The sequence below is a fragment of the Thermopolyspora sp. NPDC052614 genome (genome assembly GCF_040678635.1).
Classification (GTDB): domain Bacteria; phylum Actinomycetota; class Actinomycetes; order Streptosporangiales; family Streptosporangiaceae; genus Thermopolyspora.
Map to the genome: position 1 here is coordinate 252389 of NZ_JBFATZ010000005.1, position 17151 is coordinate 269539.

Here is a 17151-nt window from a genome sequence, read left to right on the forward strand (position 1 = left end):
AACCCCCTCTAGTCGAAGTGGAACGCCACGATCCGCCCGGCGGCGGGCAGCCAGCCGGGGTCCCTGTCCAGGCCCGACATCCTGATCTCGATCGGCAGCTCCGTCAGGGAGAGCGCCACGTCGACCCGGGAAGGGGTCGCGAAGACCGTCGCCCGGTGGACCAGCAGCAGTGCCGCCACGTCCGCCGGGGCACGGTCGAGGGCGAGCCCCACCCGTGCCCGGACCGAGGCGGCCTGCTCGGCGGTCCAGCGCCGCAACCCGCCTGGCGGGGTGAACCCCCGTCCTGGCTCCTCCCCTTCCGACCGGCCCGCGAGCCGGGCCAGAAGCCCCCAGACCGGGTCGTCGTGGAAGGCCGCGGAGCCGTCGGGCGGACGCGTCGATTCCTCGGCGGGGCCTGCGGGGCTCCGCAGGGAGGGTGGATCGAGGAGTTCCCGGCCGAGGAGGGTGACGAAATCCCAGGGGTCGAGGGCGATCCCGGGCCGCGCGGGCTCGCTGAAGTCCCCGTACAGGCCGAGGTGGAGCGCCACGTTGAGCAGGTAGAACAGGCCGCCCAACCGGGTGACGACGATCTGCGGGATATCCGGGGACGTTCCCGAACCGCCGGGCGCCCGCCGACCGCCACCTGGTTCGTCGGCGAAGGCATCCAGCCGGAGATCATCTGGGCCCGCCGCGCCGGTTTCCGTCCGCGAGCCGTCCGGAGCACCCGCTTCATCGGGAAGGGTGACGCCAGCATTCCGGTCCCCGTCCGTACGGCCCTGGGGACCGTCCGGATCGCGAAGCGAGTCGCGCCGCGCCGCCCGCGGGTCGCTCGGGCCGGAGATCGAGGCATCCGGAGCCGGACGCGGGCGAGGCGACGTACGCTCCCTGCGGGCAAGACCCCGCCCAGCGGCTCCGTCACCTGCCGGGACGCCTCGGGCCACGGGCTCACCGGACGGGTCGGCGCTCCCGGCCGAAAGCCAGTCCTGTACGCCCTGCCAGAACGATTGGCCGGAGGCGACGGCTCGGCAGCGGCGCAGGGCCAGGCCGGTGCCGAGCAGGAGCCGCTGCGTGGAGGTGAGCCCGGAAACGGCGGATTCGGGGACCGCCTCGGCCCAGGGCGGCGCGTGACGCCGAGGAGCCTGCCCGGGTGCGGGAGGGCAAGGGCCTTGTCCGGACCTGCCTTGTTCGGGCCTGCCTTGTTCGGGCCTGCCTTGTTCGGGCCTGCCGTGTTCGGACATGCGAGGTGATGGGGCCTGCTCCGACAGATCACGGCGTCCCCGCTGTCTCACCTCCGAGTGACCGTGCCGGGAGGGCCGCACAGGTTCGGGAAGGGGTCCGGCGGACGCCCGCGTGGAGTGGCCGGAGCCACGCGAGCGGGCGGCGGCGCGCAGGTCGGGTCCGCCGAACGCCACGGCCGTCGCCGCGGCCAGCGCGAAGGCCGACGATTCGGGTAACGCCCGGCAGAACGGGACGGCCCGCCCCTCGGCGGCGAGCAGTTCCAGCGCCGCCGGCACGTACCGGGGATCCTCCAGCCAGGCACGGGTGACGCCGTCCGCGCCGGCGCCCGCCCAGCGCGGCAGGAGCCGGCGCCACCACCACCGGTCGTGGAGCACCCCGGCCAGCCAGTCCCGGGCCAGCGCGGCCAGCAGCTCCGACCGGTCGGCGAAGAGCACCGCCTCGGCCCCGGCGGGGACGGGGCCTGTGACGGGACGTGCCGCCTCCCGCATCGCCCGCTCCAGCACCGCGGCCGCCGCCCGTTCCCAGGCGGAGACCCCGCGACGGGCTCCCGTACGATCTGCGCCTGCCCCGAACGCCCCGGGCAGGGGGTCGGCCAGCCTGCGCACCACGAGAACGGCTCCGGGGCCGAGTCCGTCCGGCCGCAACCTGGCCCCCGTGACGGCGCGCAGGACCGCCGCCGCGTGCCCGGCCCGACGCGTCCGGACACGAAGTGTGCCGATCAACGTGGACGGGGTCACCCGCCCGCCAACCCGCTGAAGAACTTCTTGATTCGTTCCCACAGGCCGACCAGGAGCTCCCACAGCCACCACCACCAGGGTCGCGGCTGGTTCCAGGAGGAGACGGTGGTGGAGACGGTGACCTTGCCGCCTTCGGTGACCGCCAGCCGGTAGAAGTTCGGCGCGACCTCCTCCAGTCCCGCCGCGTCAAGCCGGTGATCCCAGCCGTGGGACGCCGTGGACCTGAGAAAGAGGTACCCGAAGGAGCCCTGCGGGCGCAGCACCCGGACGGTCCGGCTCCCTTCCTGAATCGTCTCCCCGGTGTCGTGGAACACATGCACGCGGTAGGCCGGGACCGTCTCGGCCGCCCGGTCAAGGGGGCTTGAGCTGCTTTCGTCTCCCCCCTCGCCCGCCTGCGGGCCCATCACTGCGGGACCTGATCCGGACCCTTGCCCGGCGCCCTCCTGCCGCTCGGACGCGGGCATGTTCGAGGTTTCCACGTAGATGTAGACATCGCGGGTGGGTCTCCCGATGTCCGGGAGCCCCGCGATGCTGATCTCGGCGTCCCTGGTGAACCTCTCAAAGCGTTTCGATCGGTCCTCCCCGCCATCGGCGGAGCGGATCCCCCGCGAACCGGGGCTGGTTCCCTGCGTGCCGAGCGGGACGACGTCCATGTTGCGGTAGACGCTGTTGTTGAGGAAGTCGAGCCCGGCCCCCGACAGTTCGACCAGCATGCACTGGTGGGACCGGCGTTCGGGAGTGCCGCCGCCGGGAGGGGCGAACCGGTCGATGTGCAGGGGGTGCCCCGCCGGGGTGTCGTTGTTCACATCCCAGGTGAAGCTGAGTTCTCCTTGTGCCCCGGCGGGGATGACCGCGCCGGTCCGCACATCGTCGCCGCCGGGGATGTCGACCCACAGGGTGCTCGGATCGGCGACGTCGTTCCAGTCGGGCGCGGACCCCCAGTTCGCCAGGCGAAACCGGGCGCTGATTCCGTTGGCGGGGATCGGAGCGCCGGTGGCGTTCAAGGGGCGCGCGTAGATGGTGTTCACGACCGAGGCGGTACGGGAATAGAGGATGGCCGAGGACGGGGTGTTGGTCGTGCCGACGTCCGCCATATTCAGCGAGACCCCGCTCGAGCAGTCCGCGGGGTCGGCTCCGAGCCGGAAGTCCCCCCACGTCGCGGGATCGGGGAACGCGATCCCGCTGAACCCCGGGGCCGTTCGCGGCCACCTGTGGACCTCTCCGGTACCTCCCGGCATCTCCACCCGAAGCTCGTACCACATGCGGAACACGTCGCCGAGGTTGATTCCGGTGTCGTCCATGTGACCGGCGGAGATCAAGGGCACCCGGAGGTTGATGTTCCACTTGGCCGGGGCGGAGGCGATCCAGGCCCGCGCGTAGGCGGGAATCCAGTCGGGCGTGTCGCTCAGCCCGGCCCAACCACTTCCCTGCCGCTCGTAGACCGCTATCCCGGCGACCGGTTCGGCGACCACCGGGGTGTCGGCGGGCGGAACCGCGCTGATCGGATTGATCTGCACGACCACCGCGGTGCCGCCCTGCCGCTGGAAGCCCACGTAGAGCCGGTCGAAACCGGTGCTGAGCCCGGCGTCGACCTTCACGTGCCACGAGAGGTACAGGCTCGTGGCGCGGCCCTCCGTGTGATACAGAGCGCGGAACACCGCGTGTTCGCCCGCGCCTCCTCCGCCGGTCGGGTAGCTCTTGGCCGTTGCGCCCCGCCAGCGAGGGTCGTCGATGCGCTTTCCGAACGGGTCCGCGAGGTCCCACCACCGCGGCGGACCCGGCGCGGCCGGCACGCCTCCGGCGAACGGAACGCACGTCGTGACCATGGCGATCCCCTTCCTTTTCAGGCCCCTGCCTTCTCAGGCCGTCGCGAGCTGCAGGGTCAGTTCCCGCGACCCGGCACCGTCCTGTTTCCGTCCCGTCACCCGTAGGCCGACGGGTGGGCCCCCTGCGCCCGGCGCCACGAGAGAGATCGAGAAGGGCCGGCGTGCACGGCCGTCCAGGCCGAGATCAGTGGTTTCGATGACGAATCCGCCAGGCGGAAATGACGGGTCCACCCCCCAGCCAGGCGCTTTCGACAACTCGATGATGTAGGTGCCGACTCGTTCGAACACCGCGGATACCACGACCTCGGCGAATCCGCCGGGCGGTAGCGTGATCGTCGTGCCGTCCAGCACATGCGGGGGATCGGCGCCGTCCAGGTTGAGCTGAATGTCGCGATCAGGGATCGGTGCCGCCGCCTCGACTTCGAAGTCCAGAGGGCCCACGGCCGACTCCAGTCCCGGCGCCTTGGCCCGCACGGACACCGAGAACCGCGTTCCCGCCGGGGTGCGCGCGGGAATCTGCAACGCGACGAAGAAGGTCTCTTCCCGGTTCGCCGCAACGGTCACCTGCCCGGATCGAACGGGTTTCATGGCCGAGTCGCGTATCTGCGTCCCCCGCTGCATCAGGGGATCCGAGACGGTGGCCACGATGTCCATCGTCAGTGGAACGCCCGTTCTCGATCGGAGACGGAAGGCGAGGACGAACTCCTCACCACCAATGGGCCGGGGGGCGAGGGGACGGTCGTAGATGAGATCGACCCTGCCTCCCGGCGCGACCAGGCGCGGAAGCACCGTGATCGTCCGTGTCACCGTCGCCACCCGGTTGGAGACCTGCAGCACGACGGGCCGTCCCTCATCCGGCAGCCCGGTGATCTCGGGAACCTGAAAGACAAGGAGGTTGTCCGATGATCCGGCGGCGAATGTGCCGAGGACCACGGTGTCGAAGAAGACCCGAGCCGCTCCGGTCGCCAGCCCGAAGTCGCTGCCGGTGATCCGCATCTCGTCGCCGACCCGCGGAACGGCCGGGGTGATGCCGGTGATCCTCGGCGCCCCCGTCCCCGGTGTTCCCTCAAGCTTCGTGACCCGCTCCGCCAGATCGGCCAGCCGGTCCAGAATGAGGTTGAAGTCCTCCGCCCGGATCAGGTCACCTGGCCTGACCCGGGCGATGCCGTCGGTCATCGTCGTCTCCTTTGCCGGTGGTCAGCCCACTCGCGCGTAGTTCGCGTAGTTCCAGTACGCGAGGTCGAACCGTGCGTCCCCGCGGTACGGGAGGTGTCCGGAGGTGAAAATGGCGTACTCCTGGGGCTGCGGCGTCGACGGCAGCAGGTTGGGGCGGACCAGGTACAACCAGACGGCCTCCCCATCGGCCGGGCTCATCGGGGGATGGCCGAAGGACCGCCTGAGCAGGTCCGCCACGTGGGCGGCCTCGATGACCGCCGGACCCCGGCAGGGCATGCCCTGGAAGAAGACCCGCAGGTCGTGGCCCCGGCGTCCGCCGGAGGCCAGTGGGAGCAGCCCGGCCGCCGGGAGGAAGACGAAGTGGTCGGTGGCCGCGATCGTCTCGGGCGCCGTCGCCGACCGCAGGTCGCCGACCTGCTCCTGGAACTGGAGGAAGATGGCCTCGCCCTCGGCCGTACGGCGTTCGCCGGTCACCTCGGGCCAGTCCGGATCGGCACAGGACCGTGTCGTCCGACGCCTGACCGACCACATGTCGACGAACCCGATGCCGGTGCCCGGCGTCCACAGCAGGCAGGCCAGCGGCACCTCGGCGGGGCGCAGCCGGGTGGCCCGCAGGTCGTCGAGCAGGCCGTATCGCCCGGCGGGTGTGCCGAACGGGTCACGCTCCAGCCTGCCTCGCCGCGCGTCGTTCGTGCCGAACATCAGGTGCGCGAGCCGGTTGCGCAGGTACGCGGTGTCCGCGAGCAGCGCCGGGTCGAGGTCCAGGCGGATGACGCGGAACTCCACGCCCTCGGCGGACAGGTCGGTGGCGCAGGCGGCGGTCTCGTCGCCCAGGCCGCTGACCGGCGCACGGCCGACCGGGGCCGCCGAGGGGGCGACCGTCAGCAGGTAGACGCCCGCGACGGTGAGCGGGGCGCTGTCCGCCAGGCCCGAACAGGCCGAGAAGTCGTCCCGGCGGGTCGGGGGGGCCGATGCGGGCCCTGCGGGGCGCGCGAGCGTCACCAGCGTGTCGCGGGGCAGCCTCAGCGCGGCGCCGAGCCGGTTCACCGCCACGCCTTCGGTGACCGCGACCCGTGGCACGGTCCGGTCGGCGCCGGGCGGGACGCTCACCCGCAGCCCGGACACCACGCCCTCTCCGACGGCCAGGCCGAGGCGGTCGCGCAGCGCCTTGCCGGCGGCCTGTTCGCGGCTCAGGTCGTCGCCGGTGAGCAGCCGCCCGTTGAAGAAGTTGACGGTGCGGACGCCATCGGTGATCGGCTCTCCGACGGCGTACGCGCCCGGCTCGGCGGTCATGGCGCGTACCTCGCGATCTGCCACTCCTGGACCAGCCGGGACTGGACCAGGAACGGGCGTTCCTGTTCGTCCACGGTCACCCCGCCGGGGCCGACCAGCAGTTCCCGCTCGCCCAGCGGGTCGTGCAGCACGTCCACGTCGAGCCGGGCGAGCAGCACGCCGTCGTCGTCGGGATCCTCGGTACGGAAGCAGGGCAGCAACTCGGTCACCCAGAGCCGGAACGCGGCCCGCAGGAACTCGGCGGCCCGGTCCTCGGGGATGCGCAGTTCCGGCGGGGGTGGCTGGGAGAGGAAGGTGTCCGCGGGCGGGCAGCCCGGCGCTGGAGGGGAATCCGGTGCGGGCTGGTGGGCCGCGGTGCGGATCGCGTCGAGGAAGTCCGCGACCGTGCCCCCGGCACCGGCGTCGACGGGAACGCGGCGCAGCCAGGCGGCGAAGCGGCGGATGGCCGTCTCCTCATCGTGGGCGGGCGGCGACGGCAGGTCCCGGCCGGGCGGGGGCGGCGCGAAACGCAGTTCGAGCCGGAAGTCGTCGCGCAGGCGGGACGGCGCGGTCAGGTCCTCGTCGCCGCGGCACGGCTCGCCGGGTACCGGCACCTGGTCGGTGAGGCATTCGGCGTAGCCGAGGACCACGGCGAGCCGCAGCGTGCCGGAGGCGGGCGGCGGGCCGCCGAGTGCCGCGACCACGTCGTCGCGGTGTGCCGCCAGCCATTCCACCAGGTCGGCGCACTGTGCCACGGGCACCCGGACGAGCCGACCGGCGGGGGTGAACGCGGCGCCGGGCGCCACCGTGACCCGTGGCCCGTGCCCGGCGTTCGCCGCCTCGTACGCGACCCGGAGCCCCTCAACCGTGCCGTAGCCGCCGATCGCGCGGGCCAGCGAGCGGTCCCGTCCCGACAGGTAGGCGAACTCCTGGGTGAAGTCGCCGACACCGAGCACCATCCCGTGGACGTAGTTCACGTGCTTCGTCGGGTCCGGCAGAGGCCGATCCGGAATCGCCTGGGTGAAGGTCATATGCGCCTCCGGTCGCGGATCGGGTCGGCGAGCACGCCTTCTCCGAGGTGGGCGCGGCCCAGTACGGCGTCCGGCAGCAGGGCCGGGGACCGGCCGCCCAGGTCGACCAGGGTGTCCTGGCCGAGCCTGGCCTCCCCGACGCGGAAGGCCTCCCAGTAGAACCTGACGTCGAAGACCGTGTGCGCGGGCTTCTCCAGCTCGACGACGCGGCGGGCCAGTTCCGCCAGGGCGGCGGGATCCCGCTCGGCCACCGCCTCCCGTCCCGCCTCGGTCCGGATCGGCACCGGCAGCAGCACCCGGAAGCGGTGCGCGGTCCGCCGGTCCCGCCCGGCGTCGGTCTGGTACATCTCCACGATCCGCGTCCGCGGCGGGCGCGCGCCGGGCCGGTCGCCGAACAGGTCCGGGTCGGCGTGCTCCTCCACGGCCAGGGCGAGCGCGGTCCGCAGGCCCCGGACCGTCCCCCGCCACCGGAAGAAGTCCGCCGCGTGCGCGATCAGCAGCCGCCGCTTGGCCTCGTCCCAGGCCGGGTCCAGGGCGAGCTCGAACCAGCCGGCCAGCCATTCCAGCGCCTCGGCCGGGGCGGTACGCGGATCGAACAGCGCCTGCGCCGCGGCGATGCGGTCCTCGACGGCCGTGGCGATGCCCTCCATGTTGGCCAGGTAGCGGTCCAGGAAGTGGGCCGACTCCTCGTCGGCCCGGTAGACCGCGGGCAGGTAGCGCTCCAGATAGGAGAAGCGCGGGTAGTGGATGCGCATCGCCCGCAGCCTCGGGCTGGACCGCCCGTTGCCGGTCAGCGTCAGTTTGACCCGCAGGTATCGGCCGCGGGCGCGCTGGAAGGCCAGTTCGAACGTCCGGTAGCCGCCCGTCGCCAGGTACGGCGACTCGGGGCCGTCGCCCCGGGCGTACGGCACCGGCTCGTCCTGCCAGCGGGGCACGGCCAGCGCCTGCGGGTCGTCCGCCGCCGCGCTGCGCACCCGCACGCCGGTCTCCGACGGCATCCTCGCGTCCAGCAGCAGCCGGTGCCACACGCAGCCCGGTTCCCCGCCGTCGAGGACGGCGGTGACCACGGTGCCGGTGGTCGCGTACCGCCGGCGGGACTGCTCGGCGACCGGCAGCCAGCGGTCGCCGAAGTCGTACCAGGCCCGGCCTGCGGCGGCGACGATGGCCTTCCCTCCGAACAGCCGCAGCGGCAGGTACCGCTCGGCCGCGACCAGGGTGAGGTTCCCGCCGGACCAGGAGAGGCCGAATTCGAAGACCTGGTCCCCCTGGTGGCCGGCCACGAGCAGCCGTCCCGTGGAGTCCGTCCGCTCGGGGTCGGCCGGGATCAGGGCCAGGTCGTGCCCGGCGACGGCCAGCCGGGCCCGAGGGTCGGCGACGGGCACGGCGGGGCCCAGCGCGGCGCCGTTGCGATACGTCCGCAGCGACGAGGCGCCGCCGCCGGGATCGCGCAGCAGCACCAGCACCGTCCCGTCCGGCGCGGCCTCGATCGCGATCGGATCCCCCTCGCCCACGCTCACCGCGTCGTCCTCGCGGATGCGCCGAGGCGGCGGGCAGGGTTCGGCCTGCGGCGCGGCACCGCCCGCCGAGCGGAAGAACGCCCGTTGCCCGCTTGGCGGGGCGGCGGTCACCACCAGGAAGTGCCGGTCCAGCTCCCAGTAGCGCCGCCGGTCGCGGTCCAGGGCGTACACGCCGCCGCCGGGCCGGGCGGCCAGGTCGAAGGGGGTGAAGCCGACGCCGTCCGGCCACATCAGCGGGTCGGGCGGCCCGCCGGCCTGGAGGTCGAAGATCAGCAGCCCCGTCTCGGCGGGCTTTCCGGCCCCGGCGGCCCCTGCGACCCCTGCGACCCCGGTCACCCCGATCACGAGGTAGTGGTCCTCGGTGACGGCGGCCCCGGCGAAGATCCTGGTAGGGGCGACGCCGGGCCGGTCGCGCGGGACGAACCCTCCAGCGGCGGAACGCGTCCGGGGCGGCGGACCGGCGGGCGGCCAGAACTGGGTGGTGACCCGTGAGCCGGACGAATGGACCAGAAGCCGCGTGGGCACCGTGTCCACCCAGTACCAGTTGCCGTACCGGTCGCGTGCGGCACCCCGGCGTACCGCCGGGTCGAGAGGCGGCGTGCCCGGCGGTGAGGGGAAGATGAACGGCCGGGGCCGCAGCGTGAGCTCCGCGCCGCGCCGGTCGTACACGACCTCGACGTCCCGCCCGTCGGCCCACGCCTCCGCCAGCGGCACGAGGACGTCGGCGGGCGGCGCGGCCGCGGGCTCCTCCGGCGGGGCGAGGGAGCCGTCGCAGCGTCCCCAGTCGTCCTCGCCGAGCAGCAGGTGAGACCTTGTCCCGTTGACGTCCATCAGCAGCCCTCCGGCACGACCGGCACCGGCACCACGGGCACCGGGCCCTCCGGCGGGGCCGCGCCGCGCAACTGCTCAAGGGGCAGCGGGTCACCGGGCGTCACGGCGATTCCGGCGACGCGTGGCAGTCGCAGCCCGGTCATCTCGACGGAGTCGGTGGCGGCGTCGCCCCCGGCGGCCAGCAGCAGCGACCGGACCAGGCGGACGCCGTCCACCCGGGTGGCGAACGCGGTCAGCTCCGCCGCCGACACCGGGGTACGCAGCGGCCAGCCGCCGCCCGCGTGGGCGTACGGGGCCGCGGGGGGTGCGTACGCGTCGGGGGCTCCCGTGAAAGAGGCGGCAGGGGGTCCGGCGGCGCCGGGCTGGTGGGCGAGGGGCAGCGGGGACAGGACGCGGCGCAGCTCGGCCGCCACCCGGGCCTGGACGACGGCCACGCTCTGCCCGGCCGTCACGTCCACGCCCACCGAGATCCAGATCGGCACGTACTCGGGCCCGCGAAGGAGCAGCTCGGTCGTCACCAGCCGCCGCTCGTCCAGGTAGCGGCAGACGGCGTTGAGCGTGTACCGGTCGGGGCTCGGGGCGTCCGGCTGGGCGAGGTCGTGCCGGGGGACGATCAGCAGCGTGACCGCGCCGGGGGCGTTGCCCGGGACGTCCGGGCTCAGCCGCGGATCGTACGCGGGGAGCACGTCGACGCGGGCGAGATCGACGCCGGGGGCGCGCCTGGCGATCGTGTCGAAGTCGGCCGCGGTCACCAGCCGGTCCCGGTGCTGGAGGTGTCGGGCCACCTGGCGTTCGCCCTCCGCCACGGTCTCCGCGTCCGCGCCGCCCCAGGTGCGGACGGGGTTGGTCACCGCGTATCCCGGGGGAAGCGCGGGGGCGCCGGTGATCGTGCGCGGCCCGACGTTGCCGGCGCGGCCCACCCCGTGGTCGTAGTCGGCGCGCAGCTCGGCCCCCGCCGGCGGTCGTCTTCCGCGCAGCCCGTCGCCGAAGCGGATCACGCCCGCCTCGGCGTCGAGCGTGTACACCTTGTCGGGGGCCGCAGGCGGCTGCGGGGCGCCGGGGGGCAGCCGCAGGTCGGGCACGGGGACCTCGGCCCCGGCGGCCAGCAGGTCGTCGGTCTCCTGCCACACCTCGGCCCGGGGCGGCGCACCGGCCTGCCCGGTGACCACGGTCAGCCGGACCGAGCCGGGGATGACCGGCGCCTTGGCCAGTTGGACGGTCTGGTCGGGGAGGCCGGTCCCGTCCGGCAGCACCTCGTCGCGGACGCGGGAGCGCTGGCTGACGGTGGTGGCGTTGATCCCGGCCCACAGCAGGCGGCCCTGCCCGGCCGACGTGGCCCCGATCCGCAGCCAGGTCACCAGCCGGGCGGCGAGCGCCGGGTCGTCGAGGGCGGGCGGGAACCCGTTGACGCCCTCCTCCAGCGGGTCGAGGCCGGTCCAGGTGGCGAGACCGGCCGCGCCGGGCAACGCGATCTGCACCACGCTGGGCTCCAGCAGCACGTTCACCTCGGCGCGTGCGGTGACGGCCGCGTACCTGGCGACCCGCTGCCGGGGGTCGGCGGGCAGCACGCCGCCGGGCGGCACGACCGGGAAGGCGTACCGCAGGTGGGCGGTTCCCGCGGTATTCCCCGTCCCCGCGGGCGGGAGGACCACGTCGGCCTCGGTGACGACGGGGACGACGCCGAGGTTGAGGGTGCGCCCGGCCAGTTCCTCGCGTATCTCGTCGAGCCCGGCCGTCTCCGTCCGTCTCGCCAGCAGCGCCAGCCAGAGCGCCCCGTCGGCGGTGTCGGCGGCGAGGTCCACCCCGCGAGGGTCGGTCCCGTCGATCAGCACCGTCTCGTACGGCTGCAGCCGCGCGGGCGGCCCGCCCCGCGTGTCGTCGGCGAGCAGGAACGAGGCGTACAGCCTCCGGTACGCCGTCCGCAGCTCGTCGGTGAGCTCGACCGGCCGCTTGGCGTAAAGCCGCCCCTCGACCGGCAGCACGTCGAGGCCGAGCTCGGTGCGGAACGGCACCTGTCCGGCCAGGACCTCCAGGCCGGCGTCGAACGTCCGGGTCGCCAGGGGTCCCTGCCGGTAATCGACGGTCACCACGCCTCTGGCGCAGGCCGCCGGCCGCAGCGGCAGGCCCAGCAGGGACAGGAACTTGCGCCGGTTGCGTTCCGGGATCCGGTTGGCCCGATAGAGCATGCTCTCGGTCAGGAACGCGAACAGCTCGATGATGGTGATCCCGGGATCGCTGCGGTTGAAGTTGGTCCACTCCGGGTTGTGCACCGGGATGCGCGCGATCGCCTCGGCGAGCAGGTCGGCGTACCTGCGCTCGTCGATGGCCGGAACCTTGATCGGCATGTGTCACCCCCGTCCCGTGCCGGCGAGCGCGATCGACATGGTCAGCGCCGAGACGTCGCCGGTCGCGACCAGTTGATAGGTCACCGTCGCCACCGCCGCGTCCGGGTCGGCCGGGTCCGGATCGACGCGTACGGAGTGCACGGTCACCCTCGGCTCCCAGTCGGTGATCGCGGTGCGGATGCGCCCGGCGATCTCGTGCCGGGTGGCCACGGTGTTGGGCGCGAACAGCAGCTCGTCCAGTCCCCCGCCGAAGCCGGGCAGCGCCGGCCGTTCCCCCGGCCGGGTCATCAGCACGATCTGGATGGCCTCGCGGATGTTCGGCTCGCCGACGGACCAGGCCAGCCTCCCGTCGCGCCCGATCCGCGGGGGGAAGCCGACGCCCCGGCCGAGCACCGCGCCCGTGTCGCCCATCATGGTGGCGTCCCTCATGACCGTGACCTCACCGGGACGGGCAGGCAGATCCGGAAGAACGCCCGCCAGAAGAAGACGATGTTCAGCAGCGACAGGAAGATCATCAATACGATCAGCGCGCAGATCGTGATGATGGGGATGGAGAACTGGCAGATCACGCCCAGATTCCAGGACTCCTCCTCGCCGAGTTCGCCGTCGAGGGCCTTCTTCAGGTCGGTGATCCGGTTCATCTGGCCGCGCAGCTGGTTGGAGAGCACGAAACCGACGTTCTTCCGGAACTTGCGCAGGTCCCTGATTCCCGTGTCGACCGGCATCGCGATCCTGATCTGCCGCGCGGGGGCGTCCGGGTCGAACACCGGGGCGATCGCGAAGTCCTCGGTCGGCAGGCTGACCACATCGGTCGGGAACGGCGCGCACTTCGGCCGCCGGTAAACGCAGCGGATGCGGTAGACGGCCCCGCCGGTCGGCTCGATCTTGGGTACGTCCACGCCGTCCGGCACGCCGTCGGGCGGCACGGGGTCGGCGATCGCCCCGCGGATCAGCCCCTGAAGCGAGGGGGCCCCGGGCGGGTCGCCCTCCTCGGCGATCCGCACGGTGATCGTCGACCGGCGGAGATTGACCCGCAGCGCCACCGGCTCCGTCGTCTCCCCCGTGATCGCCGCCCACTGCGCCGCCGCCGACAGCAGCGCCTCCCGCCAGCTCTGCCCGGTCCCCGGCTCGGCCGGGGACAGCAGTGCCCGGTACAGGGCGGCCTCGCCGCGGCGCGACGGCGGGGTGCCCGTGCGCAGCGCCTCCCATACCCGCGGGATGTGCCGCCGGAGCAGGTCGGCGAAGTCCAGCAGCAGATGGGCCGACGCGTCTTCTTCCAGGCCCGGCTGACGGACCCTTGCCGGAAGCGACCGCAGGTCGGCGAGCGGCCCGACGACGCCGAGGTCGAAGGCGTTCCAGCGGGGATCGTCGTCGGCCCGGCCGCCCCGCGGCGGGCTTCCCTCCAGCGGGAACGCCTCGGCGCGTGCGGCCGCGCGGAACGTCTCCCTGCTGGAGGTGGGGACCAGTCCCACGTGCAGCCTCCGCGGCGCCCCGGTGTCGGCGTCCCGGTAACCGACGGGGAACATCGGGAAGATCTCCTCCCCGTCGATGACGGCCGATTCCATCCCCATCGGCACCGGCGCCCAGCGACGCCCCCGTCCCGTCGGGTCGTGCGCCCACGCGAGTTCGCCGGTACGGTCCGCCCGGCGCAGCACGAACCCCACCTGCTCGCCCTCGCCGGGCCGTACGGTGTGGTCGGGGAGGCCGATGAGCCCGCACACCAGCGACGCGGCGACCAGGTTGAAGTCGCCGTGGAACGGCTGGTACAGCTTGAGCCGGCCGGGCGAGGGCCGGTAGCCGTCGGGTGCGCCCGGCGGCGCGGCGCGGAAGCCGACCGGCACGGCGCGGTGCGCGGCGAGGGCGGCCGGGTCGGCGGCGAGCAGCGCGGCCAGGTCGTCCATGAACGTGTCCGAGTCGAATCTCAGCAGGGCCGGGCGGCGCAGCTCGGCGGTCGCGGCGTCGGCGTCCGTGGCGGCATCGGCGGCGTCTGTGGCGGCGGCCCACAGCGGGTTCCCGGTCACCCACCGCACGGCCGCGCGCCCGGTCCCGGCGACGCTCACCAGATGTTCCCCGCGCCGGGGGTGTACGCCGAGCTGACCACCGAGTTGGTGATCACGGTGTCGGCCTGGACGACCCCGCTGAACCGGGACATGGCCGCGTTGACGGTGAGCGTCCCGGCGGAGATCTCCGCGGTGCTCGCCACCACGGCGACCTTGGCCGAGGTGGTGACGGTCACGCCGGAGGCTTCGAGTTTGACCGAGGTGCCGGCGGCGTCGGCGACCTCCACCGACGGCGGCGAGTCCCGCATGGTGATCACCTGTCCGCCCGGTGTGCGTATCACCAGCGTCTCGCCCCCCGCGGTGTCGTCCAGCCGGATCTGGTGGCCGCTGCGGGACCTGATCACGCGGACGTCGTTGCGCCCTGCCCCGTCCATGCGCTCCGGCGGGCGGTCCGCTCCGTTCCAGAGCGCGCCGACGACGTACGGGCGGCGCGGGTCGCCGGCCTCGAAGGCGATCAGGACCTCGTCGCCGACCTCGGGCACGAACCAGGTGCCGCGCCCGTCGCCGGCCATCAGCGTGGCGACCCGGGCCCACGCCTCGTACGCGGAGCCGCCCGCGTCGGGAGACCACGGCAGGCCCACCTTGACCCGGCCCTGGCCGTCGGGGTCGCGCACGTCGCCGACGAGCGCCGGGTAGACGCCGTACCAGCGGTCCAGCCGCTCGGCCAGGAACGCCTGCTCCATCGTTGACTCGTGTGGATTCATCCGCCGGCACCTCCCAGGCCCGCCCGTTCGGCGAAGAACTCGGTACGCAGGCCCTGCTCGTCGTCGAACAGGTGGATGACCTCGGTGACGTGGTAGTCGCCGGAGAACAACTCGCCCAGGTGTTCCAGGCGCATCCGGGCGCCGACGCGCAGCCCGGGGACGGTCTGGGCGACGCCGTGGGCGGTCAGGAAGCGGCGGGCGATCCGCCGGTACAGGGTCTCGGCCCGGCTGCGCGCCTCCTGGCCGGTGAACGGGACGCTGTGCACGACCCGCTCGGGCCGCACGCCGAACGCGGCGGCGAGCAGGCTCGCCCCGCTCCGGCCCGCGCCGAGCTCGCCGCCCAGGGCGCCGTCGTCGGCGGTTTCGGCGATGGCGCGCTTGGCGGCCACGTCCCAGCCGCTCACCGTGACCGAGGTGCGCTGCCCCGCGAGATCGGCGAGCACGGTGAATTCGCGCAGTTCGTTGCCGTACCCGAGGCGCAGCGGCCCGGCGCCGCCCCGGCCGGTGCGGGAGCGGGCGGTCAGCGTGGAGCCGTCCATCCACAGCTCGGCGTCGACGGCCCGGGCGCGGTCGCGCAGGAAGGCCAGGTCGCTCTGGTTCACCTGGGCCAGCACGCGATGGGTCGGCCCGGTGATCCGCACGTCGGGGGTGAGGCCGTGGTCGGCGGCGACCCGGGTGACCACGTCGGCGTCGGTGACGTCGGCGAACGTGCGGCTCCGCCGGGTCATCCGCAGGTCCTGGAAGCGGTCCTCGGCCAGCACGGTCAGCCTCGGCCCGCCGCCCTCGGGGAACCCCGCCTCCAGCCCGCTGATCCGGCCCCGGAAGATCGTCTCGTCGGAGAGCCGGATCGTGAGCTCCCGGCCGAAGTCGAACACCCGGCGGTCGAAGTAGAGGAAGGTGGTGTCCCCGTCCTTGGCGCCCCAGTTGCCGAAGGTCGCCTCGCAGGCGTACAGGCCGTCGGTGTTCTCCTGAATGCGCAGCGCCATGAGGCCCTGCGCCAGCGACGGGTCGTCGCGTCCGCCCACCGCGAACGCCGGGCGGGCGGGGACGACACGGGGCGGCGTGTCGATCCGCGCGGGCATGCCGACGGTCATGTCAGTACGCCCGCAGTCGCTCGTCGCGGGCGTGCCGGACCCGGTTCAGCCGTTCCACCAGCCGCTCGATCCTCGCCGGGGACGGCTCGGCGGCCGGAGCCGCCGCGGCGGACGCGAATTCCGGGCCGGGCTCACCCGGCACCATGTCCATCTCGTTGATGACGACCGTCACGACGTCCTCCCCGGGTCGAGGTCGATGAGCAGGCCCGCGGTGAGCAGCCGCGGATTCTCGATGCCGTTGGCCGCCGCGATGGCCTGCCAGTCGCCGCCCGCGGCGGCGGCCAGGCTCTGCAGCGAGGCTCCCTCGGCGGCCTGGACCAGGGGCCGGGTGCCGGGGGTGGGCCCGGCCGACGCCTCCGGAACGGCGCCGCCGCCCGACGGGGGCACGATCTCCAGTTGGCCGGACAGGCCCAGGCTGAGGACCGAGCGCAGCGGCCTGCCGTCGGGCGAGAAGTAGTCGAGGGTCTCCTCAAGGGAGTCCATCAGCCCGTCGAAGGTGAAGGTTCCCCAGGAGAACCGCACCCCCGGCGGTTTGGGCTGGTCGCGCCCGCCCCTGCCCGCGCGGCCGGAGGGGGACTTGGGCCGCATGAAATAGCCCACCCGCTGGGTGAGCTCCCGCACGTCCCTGGCGCCGCCCGCACCCGGGGCGTTGACGTCGAACCACAGGCTCAGCGTCAGCTTGCTCGCCCCCGCGCCGATCACCTGGCGCGGCGAGTTCCCGCGCTGGTCGCCCGCGCTCTTCTGATCGCCCTGCCTGTTGGCATAGGACACCTTCAGCGTCTCGGGGTTGAACTGGACCTCGACCCGGGCGCCCTCGGGGGCCGGGTTCCTGAACGCGGCGTCCAGTTCGATCAACAGGGCCTTGGCCAGCCCCACCTGCTCACCCACCGCCGCCTCCCGGGCGTATCCGCAGCGACTCGTAGCCGAGTTGCATCTCCTCGATCGCGACCAGGCCCTCCCTGGCGTTGAGCGCGGGCGCCTTGATCTTGAGCGGCACGCATCGGGTGAGGACGAACCTGGCCCGCTCGGCCTGGCCGTCCGCGGCGTGCATCACGACCTCGCCGGTGGCGCGGAGCCCCGGGTCGCGTATCACGCTCTCGAACCACTCCCACAGGTCGAAACCCGAGGTCATGCCGCGTTTGAGGCTGAGCTGGCCGTATCCGGCGGGTCCGGCGAGCCGGATCTGGACGCCGTTGTTGCCGCCCTCTCGGATGGTCTTCACGTCAAGCGTCATCTCCAGCCCGTCGCACTCGGAGAAGGAGGCGCCGCACAGCGGCTCGGCCGCGCCGTCCGGGGTGATCTCGACGGAGAAGTTGAACGCGATGAACGGCAGGGCCACG

The 17151-nt window shown here is 73.6% G+C and carries 14 protein-coding genes; all 14 read right to left on the reverse strand.

All coding sequences use genetic code 11. The features are described from left to right. Positions 1 to 8: 8 nt before the first annotated feature. Genes AB0K60_RS13235 through AB0K60_RS13300 form a run of 14 tightly spaced genes read right to left on the reverse strand, consistent with a single transcriptional unit; the run spans position 9 to position 17150 of the window. Positions 9 to 1940 carry a hypothetical protein gene (locus AB0K60_RS13235; protein ID WP_364052721.1) on the reverse strand — a complete coding sequence of 644 codons (1932 nt, stop codon included), beginning with the start codon at positions 1938 to 1940 and terminating at the stop codon, positions 9 to 11. An 11-nt stretch (positions 1941 to 1951) separates the two neighbouring features. After that, positions 1952 to 3781: a hypothetical protein gene (locus tag AB0K60_RS13240; protein ID WP_364052724.1), complete on the reverse strand. Its 1830-nt coding sequence runs from the start codon at positions 3779 to 3781 to the stop codon at positions 1952 to 1954. A 33-nt stretch (positions 3782 to 3814) separates the two neighbouring features. Beyond that, complete coding sequence (locus AB0K60_RS13245; protein ID WP_364052727.1) at positions 3815 to 4957, reverse strand: IPT/TIG domain-containing protein; 1143 nt, start codon at positions 4955 to 4957, stop codon at positions 3815 to 3817. A gap of 21 nt (positions 4958 to 4978) precedes the next feature. Beyond that, complete coding sequence (locus AB0K60_RS13250; protein WP_364052730.1) at positions 4979 to 6250, reverse strand: hypothetical protein; 1272 nt, start codon at positions 6248 to 6250, stop codon at positions 4979 to 4981. Beyond that, positions 6247 to 7260, reverse strand: coding sequence for a hypothetical protein (locus AB0K60_RS13255; RefSeq protein WP_364052733.1), 1014 nt, complete (start codon positions 7258 to 7260; stop codon positions 6247 to 6249). Before AB0K60_RS13255 ends, AB0K60_RS13250 begins: the two co-directional genes overlap by 4 nt. Then, entirely contained in the window at positions 7257 to 9608 is a 2352-nt protein-coding gene (locus tag AB0K60_RS13260; RefSeq protein WP_364052736.1) for a phage tail protein, read from the reverse strand. Before AB0K60_RS13260 ends, AB0K60_RS13255 begins: the two co-directional genes overlap by 4 nt. Further along, complete coding sequence (locus tag AB0K60_RS13265) at positions 9608 to 11953, reverse strand: baseplate J/gp47 family protein (protein ID WP_364052739.1); 2346 nt, start codon at positions 11951 to 11953, stop codon at positions 9608 to 9610. The genes AB0K60_RS13260 and AB0K60_RS13265 overlap by 1 nt, the downstream gene beginning before the upstream one ends. Positions 11954 to 11956: 3 nt before the next feature. Further along, on the reverse strand, positions 11957 to 12382 hold the full coding sequence (locus tag AB0K60_RS13270; RefSeq protein WP_364052742.1) for a GPW/gp25 family protein: 426 nt from the start codon (positions 12380 to 12382) through the stop codon (positions 11957 to 11959). Further along, positions 12379 to 14013 (reverse strand): hypothetical protein, encoded by a 1635-nt coding sequence (locus AB0K60_RS13275; protein ID WP_364052745.1) that lies wholly within the window; start codon positions 14011 to 14013, stop codon positions 12379 to 12381. Before AB0K60_RS13275 ends, AB0K60_RS13270 begins: the two co-directional genes overlap by 4 nt. Further along, on the reverse strand, positions 14010 to 14717 hold the full coding sequence (locus AB0K60_RS13280) for a phage baseplate assembly protein V (protein WP_364052748.1): 708 nt from the start codon (positions 14715 to 14717) through the stop codon (positions 14010 to 14012). Before AB0K60_RS13280 ends, AB0K60_RS13275 begins: the two co-directional genes overlap by 4 nt. Further along, on the reverse strand, positions 14714 to 15811 hold the full coding sequence (locus tag AB0K60_RS13285; RefSeq protein ID WP_364052751.1) for a hypothetical protein: 1098 nt from the start codon (positions 15809 to 15811) through the stop codon (positions 14714 to 14716). The genes AB0K60_RS13280 and AB0K60_RS13285 overlap by 4 nt, the downstream gene beginning before the upstream one ends. A 1-nt stretch (position 15812) precedes the next feature. Beyond that, a complete protein-coding gene (locus tag AB0K60_RS13290; protein ID WP_364052754.1) occupies positions 15813 to 15983 on the reverse strand; it encodes a hypothetical protein in 171 nt (56 codons plus the stop codon). Further along, entirely contained in the window at positions 15980 to 16699 is a 720-nt protein-coding gene (locus AB0K60_RS13295) for a hypothetical protein (protein WP_364052757.1), read from the reverse strand. Before AB0K60_RS13295 ends, AB0K60_RS13290 begins: the two co-directional genes overlap by 4 nt. Next, positions 16692 to 17150 (reverse strand): phage tail protein, encoded by a 459-nt coding sequence (locus AB0K60_RS13300; protein ID WP_364052760.1) that lies wholly within the window; start codon positions 17148 to 17150, stop codon positions 16692 to 16694. The genes AB0K60_RS13295 and AB0K60_RS13300 overlap by 8 nt, the downstream gene beginning before the upstream one ends. Position 17151 lies beyond the last annotated feature (1 nt).

Bases quoted from the DNA above. Each gene is read 5' to 3' on its own strand.
- AB0K60_RS13240 (WP_364052724.1), bottom strand. From the start codon at position 3,781: ATGGTCACGACGTGCGTTCCGTTCGCCGGAGGCGTGCCGGCCGCGCCG.
- AB0K60_RS13245 (WP_364052727.1), bottom strand. From the start codon at position 4,957: ATGACCGACGGCATCGCCCGGGTCAGGCCAGGTGACCTGATCCGGGCG.
- AB0K60_RS13250 (WP_364052730.1), bottom strand. From the start codon at position 6,250: ATGACCGCCGAGCCGGGCGCGTACGCCGTCGGAGAGCCGATCACCGAT.
- AB0K60_RS13255 (WP_364052733.1), bottom strand. From the start codon at position 7,260: ATGACCTTCACCCAGGCGATTCCGGATCGGCCTCTGCCGGACCCGACG.
- AB0K60_RS13260 (WP_364052736.1), bottom strand. From the start codon at position 9,608: ATGGACGTCAACGGGACAAGGTCTCACCTGCTGCTCGGCGAGGACGAC.
- AB0K60_RS13265 (WP_364052739.1), bottom strand. From the start codon at position 11,953: ATGCCGATCAAGGTTCCGGCCATCGACGAGCGCAGGTACGCCGACCTG.
- AB0K60_RS13270 (WP_364052742.1), bottom strand. From the start codon at position 12,382: ATGAGGGACGCCACCATGATGGGCGACACGGGCGCGGTGCTCGGCCGG.
- AB0K60_RS13280 (WP_364052748.1), bottom strand. From the start codon at position 14,717: ATGAATCCACACGAGTCAACGATGGAGCAGGCGTTCCTGGCCGAGCGG.
- AB0K60_RS13285 (WP_364052751.1), bottom strand. From the start codon at position 15,811: ATGACCGTCGGCATGCCCGCGCGGATCGACACGCCGCCCCGTGTCGTC.